This window comes from Paenibacillus sp. KS-LC4, assembly GCF_036894955.1.
Taxonomy (GTDB): domain Bacteria; phylum Bacillota; class Bacilli; order Paenibacillales; family Paenibacillaceae; genus Pristimantibacillus.
In genome coordinates this window covers 5909613-5924626 of the sequence record NZ_CP145905.1, presented here as the reverse complement: position 1 = coordinate 5924626, position 15014 = coordinate 5909613, and the positions used below count along the sequence as shown (strand labels likewise).

Sequence of the window (15014 nt, the reverse complement as noted above, 5' to 3'; positions counted from 1 at the left end):
AGCTTTAGCGATGACTACGTTTCAAGACTTTTATTTCATCTTCACCTTGCTGAATATATTGCTCGCTTTCGCCCTTGTGTTCTTGGAGAGACGCAATGTTAGCTCTACCTGGGCTTGGATCATGGTATTATCTTTCATACCTGTATTCGGTTTTATTCTATATTTGATTCTCGGCCAGCAATTACGCAAACGCAAGCTGTTCAAGCTGCTTGGAGACAGCCAGCGCATCATTGAAGATACCGTGGAGCGGCAGAAGCTTCAGCTTCAGGATCGCAACACCGTCTTTCGTGATACCGAGACGAATGAGTACCGGGATATGATTTTTATGAATTTGGTCAGCAGCTATGCGTTGTTTTCGCAAAATAACGCCATTCGGATTTATACGGAGGGCAACGAAAAATTTGATGCTTTAATAGCCGATATGGAGTCCGCAGAGCATCATATTCATCTGGTGTATTACATTGTGCGTAATGATGTGCTGGGCAACCGACTGCTCAAAGTATTGGTAGCGAAGGCGCAGCAAGGGGTAGAGGTCAAATTTCTCTATGACCACATTGGGAGCTCCGGGCTTCCGCGTTCGTTTTTTAACAAGCTGCGAGAAGCAGGCGGCAAGGCACAGGCCTTTTTTCCCTCGCGCATTCCTTATGTAAATTTAAAGCTGAACTATCGCAACCATCGCAAGCTGGCCATCATCGACGGCATGACGGGTTATATTGGCGGATTTAATGTGGGAGACGAATATTTAGGTCTGGACAAGCATTTCGGCGATTGGCGGGATACGCATTTGCGGGTGAATGGACATGCCGTGCATCAAATGCAGGCGCAGTTTCTTATGGATTGGAATCTCGCTTCCTCTGGTACGGTGGAGCTGAATCGCAGTTATTTTCCGGTAGTAAAAGAAGGCGACGGCATTGGAATGCAGGTTGTAGCCAGCGGCCCGGATTCCGAGGATCAGCAAATTAAAGATGCGTACATTAAAATGATTTATTCGGCAAAACGGTCGATCTGCCTGCAAACGCCTTATTTTGTGCCCGACGAAAGCCTCATGACCGCCCTGAAAATTGCCGTCCAATCCGGTGTGAAGGTGCAGGTTATGCTTCCGAAAAAACGCGACCATTTCTTCGTGTATTGGGCGACCCGCGCTTATATTGCCGAGCTGCTGGCAGGAGGCATTGAGTGTTATTTGTATGAAAAAGGCTTCCTGCATGCCAAAACGATTGTCATCGATGGCAAGATTGCTTCGGTGGGGACAGCGAATATTGATATTCGCAGCTTTAAGCTGAATTTTGAGATGAACGCTTTTATTTATGAGGAAAGTACCGCGGGCCAATTAAAGCAAATTTTCGAGGCGGATATTAACAATAGCATCAAGCTCCAGAAAGACGAGTTTGCCAAACGTCCGCTGTTTGAACGCTTCAAGGAATCCATCAGCAGGCTGCTCTCACCTATTCTATAGGGCAGCATAAAGGGGTCCCGCTTATCAATGATAACCGGAACCCCTTTAACTTTCAGATTCACTTCTATTCAATTTATTCAAACGCTCCATTCCAAAGTTCGCATTTCCATTTACAACTTCCATTCATTATTGCGCTTGCCACAATCACAACCGAATGAACTCTCATTGAAAACCAAACTATCAAAGTTAAGTATTGCTTGTCTTACCTGTCTTAAACAACTAAGTGACGGTGCAGCCTTATCGCTTGCTCATTACGGTGAGTTCCCACATGTCCGGATGATCCTTGTAAGCTCCTTTCCACTTATAATGGGAGACATGCTTCGCTTACGCTACTCCAACGGGCTATCCCCTCTCGTTTAGGATAGGTACATCATATCTTATTATTTGAAATTTGTAAATATTCAGAATATTACAATTCCTCATTTTTCGCAAAATGATTACAAAGTCGTGAGCACATTGATTCAGCTAGCTTTTGACAATAGGTCATTAGGGGGTAGAGGTGGGGTTGACCGATTTTGACAACAGAATTATACTTAGTCTAAATCAAAAATTGAAGGAATGAAGGCCTTATGGCAAAGCTAAATTTAACGGTTCAGCGCAAGGCGATTTTGGACGTTATTCAGCAATCTCACGATCATCCGGCAGCTGCCGATATCATTGAGCGTTTGCGGGGCAAAGGCTTCAACTTTGCTTACGGGACGGTTTACAATTCGCTTCGTTATTTAACCGATGCGGGTGTTATCCGCGAGCTAAAGCTCGGTGAGGCGGTTAGCCGCTACGACGGTCGTACGGAAGAGCACCAGCATGTTATGTGCAGCAAATGCGGGCGAATTGAGGAAGTAATGATTGAGGTGCCACAGGAGTGGACTCGCCGGGTTGCGGAGGAAACCAGATTCATTATTCACCATTCACATATTGTGTTAGAGGGGGTTTGCGAGCCATGCGCGAGCCAGTCGTAACGAATCAGGACAAACAGACAGCTTTAAATGGGAAAAAGCCCGCCCGGCCACGTCAGGACAGCTTTGAGCCGGATTTTACGGAGCAGCTTGGCGAGGACATTTTGCCGGAAGGAGCGGTCTGCTCCATGACGAAGCGGGTGATGGTTGTCAGCCCGTTCCCGCAGCGGGTGCACAGTCTTCTCCAACTGCTTGCGGCAGATTGCTTTGATTTATTTACGCTGCATGATTTGAATAAAGCGTTCGTGCACAGCCTGCAGCCCGAGCTGCTGATCTATGATGCGACGCCGTATGTGCAGGGACATACGGATGCGGTAGAAGCGCTGCAGGCTGCCTTGCAGCATACGGCGCATCTTAAAGGAGTGCCGATTTTGTTCCTGGCGGGCGCTCCGGCAGGCGTGATCCGCCATCTGCTGCCAGATGCCGCAGCGATGATTGAATGGCCGGCTGCTCCGCAGGAGGCTGTTAACCAGATCAACCGCATGATGGATCAGCAGCCGCAGTCGAGCCCCGTCGTCGTATCCGGCTACCACTACAAGGATTTGACGGTCGATCTGAAAAGAATGGCTGTATTCCGCGGCGAGCAGCGCATTGATCTGACGAAGACCGAATACGATCTGCTGCTTATGTTTATTACGTCCGATGGCTCCGTGCTCTCGCGGGAGACGATGTTCGATTCGGTCTGGGGCAGTCAGTTTCTCGGCGGCAGCAATGTCGTAGATGTGCACATTAAGTCGCTCCGCAAGAAGCTGAAGGACAGCGCAGTAGCGCCGAAATACATTGTGACGGTGCGGGGCGCGGGCTACCGGCTGGCGGATGAGGTTGTATCGTCGTAAGCGATAAAATAAATAGTAAGCCCTACCTGATCTTTTATTCAGGAAGGGCTTACTATTACAAATTGAAAATGTTTTTATTGAACAAATTTATTCAAAATTTCAACAAGTTTAAATACATTAGTAGAAGGGTTTTGATTGCAGGGATCAAGTTTTCCATTAATAGAAATATGGTGTTTTTCTAACTTTTTGGCGCGCTGTATTGCCTGATCTTCTCTTCCTTTTTGTTGTAATAATGCATATATATTTGGATCTTCCTTACGATATGTTTTGCCTAAGCGTTCGCTGAGCATGTCTTTATATTGTTCACGTGAGAGTGCTGTATCAATATAATTAAAGTGCAGTAGGTACCATAATTCAAAGGCTTCATTTGAATAGGCGTAATCAATTGATACATCTTTACAAAGTTTGATAGCATTATTAAATTGTTCATTGGAGAACGAATCTTTATCAAATACACACCATACTTGCACGTAAGGCTTCCCCTGCTTTATAGCCGCATTTTTCAACTTGACTGCTTCTTGCACCAAACTTATCGTATTCTTCCCTTCTCCGCGTATATCCAAATGTACAACCTCAGATTTAATAGGGAATGATCTAAAATAGTTTGGTTCAGTCTGTTTCCCCTCACAAACAATGAGAAATGTTTCACGCTTTTCCTTTGTTCCTCTAGATTTTCTGCTATAGTCACCGGTTTGTGTTCTTCGTCTACTTTTATGATGTAAATCGTCAGTTCCCATAATCGTTATCCTCCAAAAACAAATGAAGATCACCAATATTAGGGATGGCTCCGTACTTGCCTAATAAATAGTCTTTTCCATAAGAAGCATCATTTCTAACTTTCTTTTCTAGTTGCTCCTGTTTGTAATCTGCTAATGAATACAAATCGGTCACGCCATAATGATCCTTCTCTGTAAACCAAACTTGATCTCTTCTGAAAATATCTTTCGTTAAATTAGTCACATCATGAGTGGCAAAAATAAGCTGGGCATTATTTGCATTTATGTCGTAGGAGTTAAACATTTCGATTATTTTTCTGGTTAGCAAGGGGTGTAGCTTTGCATCCAACTCATCAACAACAAGAACACCGCCTTTTTCAAACTTTTCGAGAATTGGACCAGCCAGACCTAAAAACTTTTTGGTTCCCTCGGACTCGTTATCATTTACATCAAAGAGACTTAGACCGACTTGCTCTTTGTTCTCATTAAATTTCTTGTGAGCACTAATTGCTACTTTCACTCCTGATAAATGTTCTGTAACTTCTTTAGGAATATCATTGGGGAATTCATACTGGGTTAAATCAATTTTTTCCATGTGCAAGTCTTCTATGTCTAAATCCGCAATTCGAATGAAATTTAAAATTTTCATTTTATAGATGGGATCACTTAACATTTCTAACGTGTAATCGATAGGGTTTTTAATTCCTGAAAGAAAATCTAAGTGTTTTATCCACTCTAAAATATCCATTGCGACTTTCCCATTGAAATTAGCAACAACAGAAATAAAAAGAGCATTTTTTCTCGTTTTACTTTCTAGGCCTTTAGCTTCGCTAGTAAATATTGTTTTAGGCTTAATTTTGATACTATCTCCATCCCGAGCAAAAAGCTCAATTTCCTTTTTCTTTTTTAAATCTGGGCGGTAGTAAAGCCACTCTTCATGAATACGTTTACGATCAGCAACGAAGCCATAGCGATATAACACATGGTTATATATAAAAACAATCTCAAACAAACTGGGGGAATTCTCTGTTTCTGTACTAAGTTTGAAAGCTTCTACTTCTATTTCTTCATTTGCTTGAGATTCTTTTGAGGAATTAAGCATGAGCATTTTCATTCTCCCCATGGCTACAAACAAATTACTTTTACCGCTAGCATTCGCTCCATATAATACAGCGCTTTTTAGAAAGCGGAAATCCTCATGCTCGAATACATGAGTTTCTTCATGTTCATTCATCGATTTATGGGTAGTCATATTAAATGTCATCTTCTCTTTAAAAGATAAAAAATTCTCCACACTAAACTGGACTAACATTTTATCAACCTCATTTCTCTGGGTCATCTTTATAATTATAATCTTTTTCTTTCGTTTAATACAGATCGTGAGAAAAATTCACAGAAATCAGCGTAAATTTGCTTTAAGGTGAAGTGTTCAAGATTGAAGTTTGATTATAAAAGCAGCATGTTCATCCAACCTTCATCATACGTTCATCCAATATTCATGACAGGCGTCGTTTGGCCTCGCTATAATAAGGGTAAATATTTAGACCAAGTCTAAATCCAACTCGGAGGTAAAAACGATGACCAATACAACGAATATGAATCCCCAATCGAATGAGAGCTACATGACAACGAATCAAGGCGCGCCTGTTGCCGATAACCAAAATTCGCGTACAGCCGGACAGCGCGGCCCGACGCTGCTGGAGGACTATCATCTGCTGGAGAAGCTGGCTCATTTTGACCGCGAGCGGATTCCAGAGCGGGTTGTTCATGCCAGAGGCGCAGGCGCGCACGGCGTATTTCGCGTAGAGAACAGCATGGCTGCTCATACGAAGGCTCATTTCTTGCAGCAGGCGGGGGTGGAAACGCCGGTATTTGTCCGTTTTTCCACCGTTATTCATGGAACGGGTTCTCCTGAGACGGCGCGTGATCCGCGCGGCTTTGCGGTGAAATTTTATACGCAAGAGGGAAATATGGATATTGTTGGAAATCATCTTCCAGTGTTCTTCATTCGCGATGCGATGAAGTTTCCCGATATGGTGCATTCCCTGAAGCCGTCGCCCCAGACGAATGTGCAGGAGCCCGGCCGCTATTGGGATTTTATGACGCTGTCGCCAGAATCGACGCATATGCTGACGTGGTTGTTTTCCGATGATGGCACACCTGCGACCTACCGTGAAATGGACGGCTTTGGCGTGCATGCGTTCAAGTGGATTAATGCCGAGGGCAAGCTGACATATGTGAAATACCACTGGAAATCGAAGCAGGGTGTGCGCAATTTTACCGCTGAGGAAGCATCGGAGATGCAGGGGCGTGATTTTAACCATGCGACTAGGGATTTATATGCTGCCATCGAAAAAGGAGATTTCCCGGAATGGGATTTGCATGTGCAAATGCTGCCTCCTGAGCATATGGAGCGTTATTCCTTTGACCCGCTCGATCCAACCAAGACGTGGCCGGAGGATATGTACCCGCTGCACAAAGTCGGTACGATGACATTGAATCGCAACCCGGAAAATTATTTTGCCGAGGTCGAGCAGTCGGCGTTCTCGCCGAGCGCCTTGGTGCCAGGCATTGAGCCGTCTGAGGATAAATTGCTGCAAGGCCGCTTATTTTCCTATCCAGATACACAGCGCTACCGTTTGGGTGCGAACTATTTGCACATTCCGGTTAATTGCCCCTATGCGCCTGCCCGTAATCACCAGCGCGACGGAGCGATGACGATGAAGGCCGATTCCTCCAGCGTCAATTATGAGCCAAATAGCTCAAGCACAAGTCCGCAGGAGGCCAAGCGAGGTCACGCTGACCATACCCTTCCTGTCCACGGGTTTGCCGGCCGCCAGAAAATTGATAAAACCGATGATTTCACGCAGGCGGGCGAGCGCTATCTTTCCCTGACAGGGCCGCAGCAGGACAATTTGGTGAAAAATTTGGTTAATGATCTGGGGCAAACGAATGCGGATATTCAACTGCGCGCCATTTGCAACTTTTTCCGGGCTAACGTGGAGCTGGGGATGAGACTGTCCGAAGGGCTTGGCGTAGATATTCGCAAGCATATGCCGCAGAGCTAGGAAGAGTCAAGGCACAGCGGGTAACGGCGCATTTATAGGTTGTTGAAAAATGCAAGGGTATAAAAAGGAAGTATAAACAGGCGGTGTCCTCTGGCAAGGGGGCTACGCCTGTTTGTTTTATATTTAGGCCTCCTTACACACAAGGGGACTTGGAGCGCTTTTTTTCATAATTTTTATAAAAGTGTTGTAATAATTTTGCATTATGGGTAATATTGTTTCGGAAATAATAGATTAAATAAAACTGGATGTGAAAAGCGATGAGTAGCGAAAATCAGTATGCCAAGCCCGTAGTTCCAGCAGATGGCAATAGCGAAACAGCAGGATCAAAGGTTTATACGCTAGTATCATTAATTGCCATGGGTATCGGTTTATTGATGGCAATGGTAGTATTTGGGAAAGAAATCGTGATGAGCATACAGGATTATAAACCTTTTAGCGGTTTTGTGAATTCATCCTGGGTGGGGCTCCGACATTTCCAAGCTTTAATGGAATCATCTGAATTTATGAAAATTGTAGGCAATACAGTCGCCTTTAACCTGAAATTCGCGGGCCTTGTATTTGTGTTTGCTGCTATAGCGGGCTATGTATTGCTTGTGCTTCCGTCCAAGCTGCGGCAAGGAGCAGTCATGCTAGGAGCATTGATTGTTTTGTTGCCTGTCAGCATTTATAGCCAGTGGTGGATGTATGTGCTCGGCAGCGAGCCTTTTTTACAGGAATCCGTGATGAGCTTCTTGCATCCTTTGCTCAGCGCTTTGAAGTATATGGGTGTACCTATCGCTATCATCTATGCTGCGAGTGAAAGCCGAAGTGACAGAGATGCTTGGCTGCCGCTCAAAGGGGCGGGCTTGTTCGCGCTCTCATCGCTTGCCTTTATAGGCAACGGTTTATTTTCCATGACCTATTTGTTGTCGAATCCGATCACTATTCCATCGCTGGATGTTCTGGACACGTATATATTAAAATCGGGAATGATGCAGGCTAATTTCAGCTACAGCGCCGCCATCAATGTGCTGCAAATGCTGCTATCGGCAGTATCCTTGCTTCTTTTGTTTATTCCGCTCCGACTGCTATACAAGGCGACTTTCTGCGGAGAACGAGAGCTAGAGACGAATGTTAGTTATATGGGACGAGCGATTACAGCAGTGGTCGTTTTTGCACTGTTTACAATAATTTATTTTCTGCCTTACTGGGTGGAAGGCGGCTCGTTTGAGCCATTGCCAGAGCAGGGATGGCCGTCTTTTGGCACCTCCATTTTATTATATATGCTTATCTCGCTGGCAGGAGCGGTTCCGGCGGTCGTTATTGCAATGGCGATGGCTGGGGCGTTTAGATCCAAGCAAAAAATAATCGTGTTCTCAGCCTCTATCGCCCTTTCAATGATTACCCTATTAACCATCCAGCCGTTTAAAATATCCAGTTATATGACCATTCGAGAGATGGGAATGTTGAATACTTTGTTCGCTGTGATAACAGTTACCAGCTTTTCGGCGGCGGCAGTTTGGGCGGTTGCCGCTGTGCTGCGGCTGGAGGCTAAGCTGTCCCTTGTGATGCTGCTGTCCGCTGCCTGCGGCATGCTGCTGCTGCAAACAGCGCTTAATTACGGTAACTTCGTGCCTTCCTATCTGTACATTACGGATGCTCATCAGTCGCCTGTAATGATGTTTATGCAAATTATACGAAGCGCGGAAATACTCAGTCAATCAGGAGAGGCGGTCATGAGGACAATTGGGGGGCTTTATGGCTATTGGGTTGCCCTGCCGCCCCTGCTCCTGTATGTTATCGCTCATATGTTCCTCCCTAAACGGCAGCTGCTGCTTATTTTGTCAGGCGGTTTGAAAAAGTAGAACCAGCTGTGAACGATATTATCAGATAGGCAAACTATGCTGAAAATAAAGCAAAGGCGAGCGGAGATCATTCCGCTCGCCTTGTTTGCCCTCGCCTGCGGCTCTAACCGCTGCGCTGGTACTGGCTCATATACAGGTCATAGTAGAAGCCCTGTTGTTCTAACAATTCGTCGTGCGTCCCGCGTTCTTTGATGCCGCCGTCCGCAATGACAAGAATTTGATCGGCCTGGCGAATGGTGCTGAGACGGTGGGCGATCACAAAGCTGGTGCGCCCCTCCATTAGCTTGCGCATGGCGGACTGAATATGCATTTCCGTCCGCGTATCGATGCTGCTTGTTGCCTCATCCAGAATGAGGATGGACGGATCGGCAAGCACGGCACGGGCGATGGTCAGCAGCTGGCGCTGCCCTTGGCTGAGGTTGCCGCCACCAGCAGTGAGCGGCGTGTCATAGCCCTGCGGCAGCTTGCTGATAAAGCTGTGAGCGTTCGCCAGCCGCGCGGCCTGTTCAATCTCCGCATTGGTAGCGTCAAGCCGCCCGTAGCGCAGGTTCTCGCGCACTGTTTCGGAGAATACATAAGCGTCCTGAAGCACGATGCCGAGCTGGCGGCGCAGGCTGTTTCGGTCAAGCTCGCGAATATTGACATCGTCAATTGTAATCGTGCCCTCACCAATATCATAAAACCGCGTTAGTAAATTAATGATGGTTGTTTTACCGGCTCCGGTTGGGCCAACGAGAGCAATCATTTGTCCGGGCTTTACTTCCAGCGATACATGGCTTAAGATCGGATGCCCTTCTCGATAGCCGAACGATACATCGTCAAAGCGGACATGGCCGGTGCAGACTTCAAGCTGCTTGTTGCCGTCTCCTTCGTATTCCGTATCGGTATCAATCAGCTCATATACGCGTTCCGCGCTCGCCACAGCAGATTGCAGCAAATTGAACTGATTCGCCAGCTCGTTAAGCGGGCGCTGGAATTGCTTGGAGTAGTTCAAGAAGCTGACAATGATGCCGACTGTCGTCCAGTCCTTCAGCGCCATCCAGCCGCCAACAGCGGCAATAAGCGCAAAGCTGAGATTGTTCAGCACGTTCATGAACGGTCCGATGGTTCCCGAATAAATTTGCGCTTGAATGCTGGCATTCGTAAGCTCGCCGTTCATTTTATCGAATTGCTCCGCAGCACGCTGCTCGCGGCGATACACCTGAACGACCTTTTGCCCGGCTACCGTTTCCTCGATAAAGCCGTTCAACTCGCCTAAATGCTGCTGCTGCTTGGAGAAGAAGCGGCGAGTGAAGCCCGCCACCTTCTGGGTGAACAGCAGCACGAGCGGAATCGTAACCATGCTGAGCAGAGTCAGCCACACATTGAGCGACAGCATAATGGCCAGTGATCCAGCAAGCATGATGACGCTGGATAACAGCTGCGTGACGCTTTGGCTGAGCGTGCTGGAGACATTTTCGATATCGTTCGTGGTTCGGCTCATGAGTTCCCCGTTCGTCTTGCCGTCGAAGAAGCGAAGCGGCAGCAGCTGTAATCGTCCGAACAGGTCGCGGCGCATATCCAGCACCGTATTCTGGGATGCGCTCACCACCAGCTTCTGCTGGAGCCAGGTCAACACGGAGCTGCCCGCATATACAGCAAGCAGCAGAAAGCATAGCGACAGCAGTCCGTCATAGCTTCGAGGAATAATATATTGATCAATGGCGTAGCCGATGAGGTATGGCGCGGCGAGCGACAGCAGCGTTGCTCCTATCGTTGCAAACAGCACGCTCATTAGCGTTGCACGGTAGCGGCCCAAGTAGCTCCATATCCGGCGCAGCGTCTGGAACGTGTTTTTGGGCTTGGCTTTTGCAGATGAAATGCCCGGAGGGCCTCCACGCATTCCGAGGTTGGGCAAAGCAGGCGATGCTGCTGGAGCTTGCGTGCGCTCGCTGCCAGAGACATGCTTTGGATCAGCCATGAACGGTCGCCTCCTTGCCAGCCTGCGACTGGTAAATTTCTTGATAAAGCCCAGAGGAGCGAAGCAGCTCATCGTGAGTGCCCTGCGCGGCAATTTGCCCCTCATCAAGCACGATAATGTGATCGGCGTCGATGACGGAGGAGATGCGCTGCGCGATCATAATGCTGGTTCGTCCATGCATCAGCTTGCGCAGCGCTGCTTGAATCTGCGCCTCCGTTCCCATGTCGATGGCGCTCGTGCTGTCATCGAGAATAAGCACCGACGGCTGGAGGAGCAGCGCGCGAGCGATGGAAAGCCGCTGCTTCTGCCCGCCAGACAAATTGACCCCGCGCTGGCCAAGCTGCGTGTCATAGCCCTCGGGAAGGCGGGTAATAAATTCATGGGCTGCCGCTGCTCTAGCGGCGGCAAGCATTTCGTCTTCGGTGGCCTCTGGCTTGCCGAAGCAAATATTTTCACGAATTGTACCCGTGAACAAAATCGACTCCTGAAGCACGATGCCAATATGGCTTCGCAGGCTTCCAAGCTCCATGTCGCGCACATCAATGCCGTCCAGAAGCACGCGACCTTGCGTAGCCTCGTATAGCCGCGGAATCAGATTGACGAGCGTAGACTTGCCAGCTCCGGTTGCGCCAATCAGTGCGAGCGTCTGTCCCGGCTTCGCCGTAAAGCTAATGTCGCGCAGCTCATATGCCATTTCAGGCGCAGATGCACCTGCGTAAGCGAATGAAACATGCTCAAATACGATTTCTCCCGCCGCGCTACTAGGTTGGGCGGGCGATTCGGCTGAGCGAATTTCCGATGACGTATTCAGCACCTCCTGCACGCGCTGTGCAGATACCTTCGCCGTTGAGAAGCGGACGAGCATCATGCCGATCATCGACAGCGACATCATGACCTGTGTCACATAATTGATAAAAGCAATTAAATCGCCTACAGGCAGCGAGCCCTTCTGTACATCAAGACCGCCATACCAAAGCACGGCAGCAATCGCCGCATTCAAAATAAAAGTGAGAATCGGCATATTAATGGCAACCAATTGCATCGCCTTAATAGCCGAGCCTGTATAATCGCGATTGGCACGGCCAAACCGTTCGTTTTCATAGCTGGAGCGCACAAAGGCTTTGGCGACCCGAATGCCGGTGAAGTTTTCTTGAAGCACCGTGTTTACCGCATCCAGCTTTGACTGCATGCTTGCAAACAACGGAAGTGTAGAGCGAATAAGGGCAAACATGACGATGAACAGCAGCGGAACGATAATGGCGAGAATGAGCGCCAGCTTAGGGCTAATTGCAATCGTCATAATGATGCTGCCAATGGCCAGCATTGGCGACCTGACAAAAATGCGCAGCAGCATTTGCACCATCGTCTGGAGCTGGACAATATCGCTCGTAAGTCGCGTAATCAATGATCCAGTCTTTAGTTCATCCAGGTTTTGGAAGGAAAAGGTCTGTACCTTGCGGAACAAATCGCCGCGCAGATCAGCGCCGAATTTCTGCGAGGCGATGCTGGAGTATACCGTGCAGCCAACCCCTCCAATCAGGCCGATCAATGCGGCTGCAAGCATATATAGGCCTGTTATTTTGATATGGCTTAAATCGCCCTTTATGATGCCCTCATCGACAATACTCGCCATCAGCTTAGGCTGGAGCAGGTCCATGCACACTTCCAAAACCATCAGCAGCGGGGCGAGCAATACAGCCATCCAGTGAGGCTTTAAATATCGCGCAAGCTTGATCATCGTCCACTTCCTCTAATTCTGATTATCCTCGGTAGGATTCATCGCGTTTAAATTATCGCCAATTCGGTGCAGCATCCCTTTCAGCATTTGTTTTTCTTCCTCGCCGAAGCCTTGTAGAGACTGCTCCTCCAGCAGGTGAAGCGTCTCGCGCAGCTTGCCAAGCATCGCTTCTCCTTTGTCGGTCATAAAAATGCGGGACACGCGCTGATCGCGTAGATCGGCTTCCCGACGGACAATACCATTCTTCTCCATGCGGTTCAGCATCACGGTCAGCGTTGCCGCTTTAATCTCAAGCTCCTGTGCCAGCTCGTTCTGGCTCCGTCCCGGTCCACGCTCCAAGGCGAACATAAGCGGCGGCTGTCCGGGATAAAGATCATAGTCCTGAAGCTGGGCATGCAGCTGCTTCTGATGCTGGCGGGTTAAATGGCGGAGAATCCGAGAAATATGGTCAGGCCCTCTGCGTAATGGCATAGCGGCACCCCTCTCTATTTGAACATACAGGTCTATAATTAGTTTGTCGGCTAACTATATTTTAAAACGAGGCTGGAACCGCCGTCAAGCTTTATCCAGCGTGCAGTCTGCTTTCTATGGGATCTATTATTCCTATATAAAAGAAATTTTTGTTTAAAAATGTATTGAATGTTATTTGGAACTAGATTAAACTATAAGTTGAGATTAACATAATTTTCTTTTTTTATAACATAATTGATTTAACCTAATAAGCAGATAGGGGAGGCGTTCATTTTTTAGTGGGGAATAATCAGTTATGGTCATATGATGCATGTTATTTTTGGAGGAAAAAATAATTAAGATAATGGAGGTACCATCCATGACGTTAAAAAGAAAATACGTGACAACGCCTTTTATAGTGCTGCTGCTATTTTTCGTAATGGCTCTTCCTATTTCAGCCGAAGCCGTCCCTTCCAATTCTGCGGTGCCGCAGCCTACTGTTCAAGTAGAGCCTGAGGTAATAGGGGAGGTAGGAAGTATACACACAGATTGGGAAAGCGGTATAGCGCTTAGTCCGTCAGAGCTTTTGCAGAAGCCTAAGCCAGCTAATCCAGCAAGCCGATTGAATTATAATGTGGAAGGCGATCTTCTGTTCCATAGCAGCTCATTAACGGCAAGCAACCCGCAAAATTTTTATTTCTTCAGCGTGGCTACGCCGCGCAGCATTATTTTTCGGACGGAATCTACCAATGCCAGCTACCGTGTAGATCTCTATCAAATTGATTGGAGCACGGGCACCGCTTATCCGTCGGGGATTGGCAATACAAGCGGCAATTTGTCGGCGGCAAATAACTTGCCAGCAGGTGATTTTGGACTTCTAGTTACTTCAACAGGCACAGTAGGAGCAGCCTACAATATCCAGTCCAATGCTTCCGCTCCAAGTGGTGCCATATCTTTTACTCAAAGCTCAAGTCTTTTGCAATCCGTTGTATGGAAGTATGCGAATAATGACTTATATCTCAACAATAAGCGAATCGCAAATACATCGGATGCAGCAAATAGCAATCCGCAGCTTGATTGGGAGAGAGTATATTACTTCTCATATGGAGGCGGCTATAATTCACGCACGCATAGCATTTCGGATGCACGGGTGAATTATATTACGACGGCGGTAAACTATCAGTCTACTTATGCAAGCTCCAATAATGCTGTACTTATTGTATTGAAGGAAGATACCTTGTTCACGTATCACTATTCGACCTTCGCTTCAGGTCCTCCAACGCAATATTTTCAAACCTTTGTGGATACAAAAGGATTAACGACACCGAGAAGATTTGGCTTTTTAGATACGATCGGAAATCCTAATATTTTGGTTTATGATTTGAATACGAACAAGGTCATAGATTTTGTTAGTAGCTTGAATTACTATTATGCAAATGGAATTGAGCCTGCGCCTACAGTTAATTACTATAACTAAAAGAAGCTATCCCCTAAGCCGTTTTCGAACGGCCTCAGGGATAGCTTTTTCTATTTTTTGTTAAAGCATTATTTATCACCATAATGTGTGCGAAAAGCATAAAATTCAATCATGCCATTATGAATTCGGTAGACTATACGATTGGTATCATCAATTCGGCGATTCCAATATCCGGATAAGTCACCGCGCAGCGGTTCAGGCTTTCCCAAGCGAAGCTTGTAAAAATAAGATTATTCATCATCCGTATGATCTAAATCGTTTATCGTTTTCGTAAGCGTTTTCCCCTGATCCATTTGCTGGATGGATTGCTTTAGTCTTTTTAGGTTGGCCTGGTTATAAAAAGGATCTGTTTGGGTTGTGATTTCAAAAGGAATCCCGCCTTGGCGTATTGACTGACGAACAAAAATATTTACCGCGGTCGTCATATTCAGCCCCAAATCCGAAAATAGAGACTCCGCTTCTTTTTTGAGGTCTTCATCCATCCGAATGTTGATATTGGTTTGTGCCATTTTC

13 protein-coding genes are annotated in these 15014 nt (G+C 47.0%); 6 read left to right on the top strand and 7 right to left on the bottom strand.

From position 1 onward, the window contains the following. Positions 1 to 10: 10 nt before the first annotated feature. The 3 genes from cls (at position 11) to V5J77_RS25110 (ending at position 3248) form a co-directional block, all read left to right on the top strand. Complete coding sequence (gene cls / locus V5J77_RS25120) at positions 11 to 1456, top strand: cardiolipin synthase (protein ID WP_338553515.1); 1446 nt, start codon at positions 11 to 13, stop codon at positions 1454 to 1456. 569 nt (positions 1457 to 2025) lie between these two features. Continuing rightward, on the top strand, positions 2026 to 2415 hold the full coding sequence (locus V5J77_RS25115) for a transcriptional repressor (protein WP_338553514.1): 390 nt from the start codon (positions 2026 to 2028) through the stop codon (positions 2413 to 2415). Then, a complete protein-coding gene (locus V5J77_RS25110) occupies positions 2397 to 3248 on the top strand; it encodes a winged helix-turn-helix domain-containing protein (protein WP_338553513.1) in 852 nt (283 codons plus the stop codon). Before V5J77_RS25115 ends, V5J77_RS25110 begins: the two co-directional genes overlap by 19 nt. Positions 3249 to 3322: 74 nt before the next feature. Here the strand turns inward: V5J77_RS25110 and V5J77_RS25105 are convergent, their stop codons facing one another. Both V5J77_RS25105 and V5J77_RS25100 read right to left on the bottom strand, forming a co-directional pair. Beyond that, positions 3323 to 3985 (bottom strand): RloB family protein, encoded by a 663-nt coding sequence (locus V5J77_RS25105; RefSeq protein ID WP_338553512.1) that lies wholly within the window; start codon positions 3983 to 3985, stop codon positions 3323 to 3325. Continuing rightward, the gene (locus V5J77_RS25100) at positions 3975 to 5276 is read right to left on the bottom strand and encodes an ATP-binding protein (protein WP_338553511.1); all 1302 of its coding nucleotides are present in this window, start codon (positions 5274 to 5276) and stop codon (positions 3975 to 3977) included. The genes V5J77_RS25105 and V5J77_RS25100 overlap by 11 nt, the downstream gene beginning before the upstream one ends. Before the next feature lie 265 nt (positions 5277 to 5541). Between V5J77_RS25100 and V5J77_RS25095 the strand changes: the two genes are divergently transcribed. Together V5J77_RS25095 and V5J77_RS25090 are read left to right on the top strand one after the other, a co-directional pair. Continuing rightward, a complete protein-coding gene (locus V5J77_RS25095; RefSeq protein WP_338553510.1) occupies positions 5542 to 7032 on the top strand; it encodes a catalase in 1491 nt (496 codons plus the stop codon). Positions 7033 to 7289: 257 nt separating this feature from the next. Next, on the top strand, positions 7290 to 8876 hold the full coding sequence (locus V5J77_RS25090) for a hypothetical protein (RefSeq protein WP_338553509.1): 1587 nt from the start codon (positions 7290 to 7292) through the stop codon (positions 8874 to 8876). 103 nt (positions 8877 to 8979) lie between these two features. On the opposite strand, the gene V5J77_RS25085 is transcribed toward V5J77_RS25090, so the two are convergent. The 3 genes from V5J77_RS25085 to V5J77_RS25075 form a co-directional block, all read right to left on the bottom strand. After that, complete coding sequence (locus V5J77_RS25085; protein WP_338557063.1) at positions 8980 to 10758, bottom strand: ABC transporter ATP-binding protein; 1779 nt, start codon at positions 10756 to 10758, stop codon at positions 8980 to 8982. 70 nt (positions 10759 to 10828) lie between these two features. Beyond that, positions 10829 to 12574 carry an ABC transporter ATP-binding protein gene (locus V5J77_RS25080; RefSeq protein ID WP_338553508.1) on the bottom strand — a complete coding sequence of 582 codons (1746 nt, stop codon included), beginning with the start codon at positions 12572 to 12574 and terminating at the stop codon, positions 10829 to 10831. 12 nt (positions 12575 to 12586) lie between these two features. Then, entirely contained in the window at positions 12587 to 13045 is a 459-nt protein-coding gene (locus tag V5J77_RS25075) for a MarR family transcriptional regulator (protein ID WP_338553507.1), read from the bottom strand. A 358-nt stretch (positions 13046 to 13403) separates the two neighbouring features. Between V5J77_RS25075 and V5J77_RS25070 the strand changes: the two genes are divergently transcribed. Beyond that, a complete protein-coding gene (locus V5J77_RS25070) occupies positions 13404 to 14501 on the top strand; it encodes a hypothetical protein (RefSeq protein WP_338553506.1) in 1098 nt (365 codons plus the stop codon). A gap of 68 nt (positions 14502 to 14569) precedes the next feature. Here V5J77_RS25070 and V5J77_RS25065 read toward each other — a convergent pair whose 3' ends face one another. After that, complete coding sequence (locus tag V5J77_RS25065) at positions 14570 to 14710, bottom strand: type II toxin-antitoxin system YoeB family toxin (protein WP_338553505.1); 141 nt, start codon at positions 14708 to 14710, stop codon at positions 14570 to 14572. A 21-nt stretch (positions 14711 to 14731) separates the two neighbouring features. Next, entirely contained in the window at positions 14732 to 15010 is a 279-nt protein-coding gene (locus V5J77_RS25060) for a type II toxin-antitoxin system RelB/DinJ family antitoxin (RefSeq protein ID WP_338553504.1), read from the bottom strand. Positions 15011 to 15014: the final 4 nt, after the last annotated feature.